This window comes from Bacillus sp. JJ1503, from assembly GCF_036965125.1.
GTDB lineage: Bacteria > Bacillota > Bacilli > Bacillales > Cytobacillaceae > Cytobacillus.
This window is the reverse complement of the sequence record NZ_JBALOZ010000185.1, coordinates 1-5,393: the sequence shown is the minus strand read 5'-3', so window position 1 is coordinate 5,393 and position 5,393 is coordinate 1. Positions and strand designations below refer to the sequence as shown.

Genomic DNA, 5,393 nt, shown 5'->3' with positions numbered 1-5,393 from the left:
AGAAAAGCTAAGGCATTTGCCGAAAGTTCTTGGCAAACGCCAAGTTTTTCTAATAAAAAAATAACGATTTATTTTAAACTTAACCTAATATATAGGTTGGCTTAACATTAGGAGGCTTTACAATGATTACCGTAAAAAATTCCAAAATTAACGAAATCCCCTTTCTGCATATTGCGGATTCGAATAATTGGGAAGAAAAACTTCCATCTATCATCTTTATTCACGGTTTCACAAGCAGGAAGGAATTTAATCTGCACTATGCTTACTTACTAGCTGAAAAAGGGTTTCGTGTAATCCTTCCTGAAGCACTCTACCATGGTGAAAGGAGTACTGGACTGTCGGGAAACGAACTGAATTTACATTTCTGGGAGATCATCATTCGAACAATCGAAGAATTGGAGATCGTAAAAAGTTCCTTCGAAGATGAGCAATTGATAGAACCTAGTAGAGTAGGTGTTGTTGGGACTTCAATGGGGGGAATTGTCACATTAGGTGCCCTTACTCAATACCCTTGGATAAAAGTGGCCGCAAGCTTAATGGGTATGCCTTACTATGAGAAGTTTGCCTTGCACCAAATAGATGAACTTCAACGTCATGGAGTTGACATTCCACTCACTAATGATGAAATGGCTCATTTGATGAACAAAATTAGAGAACTTGATTTAAGTAAGCAGACTGATAAACTTGGAAATAGACCATTGCTATTCTGGCATGGCAAACAGGATTCGGTCGTTCCTTATTCACCTGCCTTTCATTTTTATGAAACGATTAAACCTTTATACGATAAACAACCGGAAAATCTTTTATTTATTAGTGATGAGAAAGCTGGTCATAAAGTGAGTACGACAGGGGTTATGGAAACAGTAAAATGGTTTGAAACTTATTTATAAAGTAAATTTACTGCCTGATGTGATGCCCATCATTTATATTCAAGATTATATTTGATAAGATAATAATTAGAAACATAGAAGAAGGAGTGTTATAGCAGATGGATCAAGAGGTAAAAGATAGTATTATGGGTGCTCTAGAGCTAGTAGTTGACCCAGAACTTGGTGTGGATATCGTTAATCTTGGATTGGTATACGATGTTAAGATGGATGAAGAGGGAAAGACGACCGTTGATATGACTTTAACGTCAATGGGCTGTCCTCTTGCTGGAACAATTGTAGAAAATGTAAAGAGTGCTCTAGCAGATATTCCAGAAGTGAAAGAGACGGAAGTAAATATTGTCTGGAATCCGCCATGGTCAAAGGATAGAATGTCTCGATATGCCAAGATTGCTTTAGGGGTTCGTTAGAGGTGAGAGGCTGATGAAGAATAAAGTCATTCTAGTTAGCTCAGATCAGCTTGGAAAAGGAGATAAGGAGCTTGGTGAAGGCGTTCTTGAAACCTTTTTTACATTGTTAAAGCAAAGAGAGGAATTACCTGCAGCGATTTTTTGCATGAATAGCGGTGTATTTGCATTAACTGAACAATCCTTTGCTTCAGTTCATCTTAAAGAGCTGGAGGAAAAGGGAGTAGAAGTAATTGCCTGCAAAACTTGTGTAGACTATTACGGAGTAGAAAATAAATTAATTGCCGGTAAAATAAGCGGGATGCCAGCGTTTATCGATCTTGCATCCAAATATGAAGTCATTACGATATCATAAAACAGCAGGGGCTTATGCTCTTGCTGTTTTATTTTGACTAAACTAAATAATCGAAATGGTTATTGGACAGGTTCTGGGATTTAGTTTGAAAAGCTGTCCAATAACTACGGTTTACTTGACAGGTTCTGGGAATTAGTCGAAGAGCTATCCGATAACTATGGTTTACTGGACAGGTTTTGGGAATTAGTCGAAAAGCTGTCCAAAAAAACAAATTTATCTGACATGCTTTGCTATTTAGTCAAAAACCTGTCCAATTACTCCAATCTAGCAAGTATATATGTCCAGTTAAGAAAGATCCAACTATCTGATAATCCTCAATGTGAGATTTCTCACTAATTTATTCTGCATTATCCCTTATACTACAATTGCAATCAATATTTAGATAAAAATCCTTGCGATAAATTGCAATGGAAATAGTGAAATAAGAGAGGAAGGATTCTAATGTCCTTTAGCCGCGATTTTAATAAAGATCCTTTTATTGTGATTTGGGAATTAACTAGAGCATGTCAGTTAAAATGTCTTCATTGCCGGGCAGAGGCTCAATATAGAAGAGATCCCCGTGAATTATCATTTGAAGAAGGACAGGAATTAATTGATCAAATCTATGACATGAATAATCCGATGCTTGTCTTTACCGGGGGTGACCCATTGATGAGGGAGGATGTTTTTGATATTGCGAAATATGCAGTGGACAAAGGTGTCCGCGTTTCAATGACCCCGAGTGCTACTCCAAATGTGACAAAGGAAGCGATTGAGAAAGCAAAGGAAGTAGGATTATCACGCTGGGCTTTCAGTCTTGATGGTCCAACCCCTGAGATTCATGATCATTTTCGAGGAACAGCAGGATCATTTGATTTAACAATAGAAAGAATTAAGTATTTGCATGAGCTTGAAATACCTGTTCAAATAAATACTGTTATTTCTCGTTATAATATTGATTACTTAGATGAGATGGCGAAGGTTGTAGAAGATTTGAAATGTGTTCTCTGGAGTGTCTTTTTCCTAGTTCCAACTGGCAGGGGACAGGAAAGTGATATGATTTCACCTGTTGAACATGAAAAGGTATTTAAGTGGCTATATGATTTAAGTAAAAGGGTATCCTTTGATATAAAAACAACAGCAGCCCAGCATTATCGCCGTGTTGTTATTCAGAATAAAATGAGAGAGGAACATGCACAAAACGGTGACATTAAATATTTAGATGCTTTGACTCAACAAGGATTAACTGGGTCCATTGATGGTCTTGGCAGAGCTCCTAAAGGCGTCAATGACGGAAATGGCTTCGTATTTATTTCACATATTGGAGACGTCTACCCAAGCGGGCTCCTGCCAATTAAAGCAGGGAATGTAAGGGAGCAGCCTTTAGCTGAAATCTATAGGGAATCACCTATATTCAAGAATTTAAGAAATCCAGATCAATACAAAGGCAAGTGCGGAGTATGTGAATTTAGATATGTTTGCGGCGGCTCTCGTTCCCGTGCGTATGCAGTCACAGGAGATTATATGGAAAGTGAACCTTTCTGCGTATACATTCCAAAAACATTAAGGAAAAAAGCAACATCTTAAAAGTTGGATAAAAAAGGTGACTCTGGTAGTTGGTCTATACTCACTCTTCAAACTGTATATAATTTTTTGAAAGAGCATATTATATTAAGTATTATATGAGTTAAACTTTGCCCAATTACTAAAGTCCCCCTCTTTGGCTTTTTTAACTAAATTTAACTGAAAGGCCTAATAAAGGCATATAGTATGCTACAATGTTTCAAAAGAGGTCACCCTCAATGGAGTTGATAGGATGGAAAAATCAATCGTTAAAGATCAATTGAATCGACCACTAAGAGATCTGAGGATTTCGGTAATTGACCGCTGTAATTTTCGCTGCACGTATTGTATGCCTGCAGAGAAATTTGGACCGGATTTTGCTTTTTTGCCGAAAAGCGAACTATTAACATATGAGGAAATTGAACTTCTTGCGAAAATATTTGTAGATCTTGGTGTAGAAAAAATCAGACTTACAGGCGGAGAACCATTGCTTCGAAAGGATTTGCCGATTCTCGTGAAAAAGCTTGCGGCAATAGATGGGCTAAAGGATCTCGCATTAACGACAAATGGAGTCTTGCTTCCAAGGCTTGCAAATGATTTAAAGGAAGCCGGGTTACAACGGGTAAATGTTAGCTTAGATTCATTAAATGACGAGTTATTCGGAAAAATAAATGGCAGAAATGTTGCGGTTCAAGAAGTTCTCAATGGAATTAAGGCTGCCCAAGAGGCAGGACTCTTCGTAAAAATTAATATGGTCGTAAAAAAGGGATTAAATGAATCTGAAATCGTACCGATGGCAAAATTTTGCAAAGAACACGGACTACAGCTTCGGTTTATAGAATATATGGACGTTGGCAGCACAAATGGATGGAAAATGGATGATGTTATCACAAAGAAGGAAATTTATGAAATCTTAAAGGAGCACTTCCTATTGGACGCTGTTGATCCTGATTATTATGGCGAAGTTGCCAAACGTTATCGATATGAAGGGACAAATGTGGATGTAGGGTTTATTCCATCTGTATCGNNTGTATCGGAATCCTTTTGTTCAAGCTGCCCGCGATCAAGACTGTCAGCAAATGGACAGATTTTCACCTGTCTGTTTAATGGAGATGGGCATGATATGAAGGCGTTTATGAGGAACGGTGCGTCAGAAGCTGAAATAAGAAACAGAATCATCGATATTTGGAGCGGTAGAAAAGACCGTTATTCAGACGAACGGACTGAAGAAACAGCAAAAAATCGCAAGAAAATTGAGATGTCCTATATTGGTGGTTAATCATCCCTGCCTAGTCTGGGATGTTTTTTTATAAAAAAAGAAATCGGCAACCAATCGCCGATTTCCTTTCGCAACATTATGATTAAAAATATCTTGGGAATAAAATGTTATTTTCCAAATGTACATGCATGAATGTTTGTCCTTCAAGCATTTCAAGACGCTTGTACACGAGCGTATACGTTCCGCAAGCATCCAGTGGCAGCTCATAATCAGATGTCGTTTCTCTTAGCTGTCTTAAAAGTCCCCCAGCGTGGTCATGTTCCTTCTCAAGTTCTTTAATGTAGTTAATAATCTCTTCGCGGTTAGGTACTTCAGGATCTTCTAATTGTTTCAGCAATGGGAAAACTGTGTCTTCCTCCTTTGCTGTATGTTCAATCATTTCCTTCTTGAACTCATAGAATAGCTCATATACCTTCAATAGCTCAGGGTGATGATCACCGTGTACCTTTGCTACCTTTGTTACATATGGACTTAACTGGGCAAGTTCATCTAATAATGGAACATGATAATGCTGCATGACATGGTTGATAATTTCTTCAGATGAACTGTCCGTCCATACTTCCATATTGTCCTTTTGATTTTCTTCTTTAACATATACTTCGTTTAAGTCTGCCATTAATTGCTCCATGTTAACGGACAGCTCGGTTGCAGCCGTTATTAATGGAATGTTTCCGCCGCAGCAAAAATCTATACGATAGCGTTTAAATACATCACTTGTTTTCGGTTGTTCATTAACTATATCCTTTACTAATGTTGTTTCTGAAAAAGCCATGGTCATGATAATCCTCCTAATCAAGCTTTATTTACATATACAGCATAAACGATATTTCATTGTTAGCTGGTGACTGTAATCACACTTATGAAAATTATAGACAAATAATAGAAATTTAGTGTGAGCTATATTATATGAAATCAACATCAAT

The 5,393-nt window shown here is 37.5% G+C and carries 6 protein-coding genes; 5 read left to right on the top strand and 1 reads right to left on the bottom strand.

Annotated elements, in window-relative coordinates; translation table 11 throughout:
• The first annotated feature begins 122 nt into the window (after positions 1-122).
• From V7149_RS14635 to moaA, 5 genes are all read left to right on the top strand, one after another.
• On the top strand, positions 123-890 hold the full coding sequence (locus V7149_RS14635) for a prolyl oligopeptidase family serine peptidase (protein WP_335346350.1): 768 nt from the start codon (positions 123-125) through the stop codon (positions 888-890).
• Between the two features lie 98 nt (positions 891-988).
• Positions 989-1,297 (top strand): metal-sulfur cluster assembly factor, encoded by a 309-nt coding sequence (locus V7149_RS14630; protein WP_315668212.1) that lies wholly within the window; start codon positions 989-991, stop codon positions 1,295-1,297.
• A gap of 13 nt (positions 1,298-1,310) precedes the next feature.
• A complete protein-coding gene (locus V7149_RS14625) occupies positions 1,311-1,649 on the top strand; it encodes a DsrE family protein (protein ID WP_335346349.1) in 339 nt (112 codons plus the stop codon).
• A 441-nt stretch (positions 1,650-2,090) separates the two neighbouring features.
• The gene (locus V7149_RS14620; RefSeq protein ID WP_335346348.1) at positions 2,091-3,215 is read left to right on the top strand and encodes a TIGR04053 family radical SAM/SPASM domain-containing protein; all 1,125 of its coding nucleotides are present in this window, start codon (positions 2,091-2,093) and stop codon (positions 3,213-3,215) included.
• 229 nt (positions 3,216-3,444) lie between these two features.
• Complete coding sequence (gene moaA, locus V7149_RS14615) at positions 3,445-4,470, top strand: GTP 3',8-cyclase MoaA (RefSeq protein WP_335346347.1); 1,026 nt, start codon at positions 3,445-3,447, stop codon at positions 4,468-4,470.
• Positions 4,471-4,552: 82 nt separating this feature from the next.
• Here moaA and ric read toward each other — a convergent pair whose 3' ends face one another.
• Entirely contained in the window at positions 4,553-5,248 is a 696-nt protein-coding gene (gene ric, locus V7149_RS14610; protein ID WP_335346346.1) for an iron-sulfur cluster repair di-iron protein, read from the bottom strand.
• Between the last annotated feature and the right edge of the window lie 145 nt (positions 5,249-5,393).